Below are 239 nucleotides of genomic sequence, written 5' to 3'. Positions count from 1 at the left end.
TCAGCATGCTTAAGCTGTTCCTCGGCATTTTGTTGGGTATAATCCGCTCTTCGCTGTAGCTCTTGGGCGCGTCTAAGATCGTCCGAGGTTTCGGCCAAAATCTGGTCCACATTGGTCACGGAATTAATGGCCACATTGATTTCGCCCGCGAGATCACTGATCTCCGAAGAATCCAGATCCATTTCCGCGGCCAGACACTGTGAAGGAGAGATAATCAGCAGCTTTAGTCTCAGGAGCTT

The 239-nt window shown here is 50.2% G+C and carries 1 protein-coding gene; it reads right to left on the bottom strand.

Translation table 11 applies throughout. The features are described 5' to 3' along the window. A partial coding sequence (locus tag JEM65_RS22620) for a hypothetical protein (RefSeq protein ID WP_233530803.1) occupies positions 1 to 239 on the bottom strand: 239 nt, incomplete at both ends.

Origin of the sequence: Gelidibacter salicanalis (assembly GCF_016469035.1) — a bacterium.
GTDB classification, from domain to species: domain Bacteria; phylum Bacteroidota; class Bacteroidia; order Flavobacteriales; family Flavobacteriaceae; genus Gelidibacter; species Gelidibacter salicanalis_A.
This window is presented reverse-complemented; position numbering and strand designations above follow the sequence as displayed.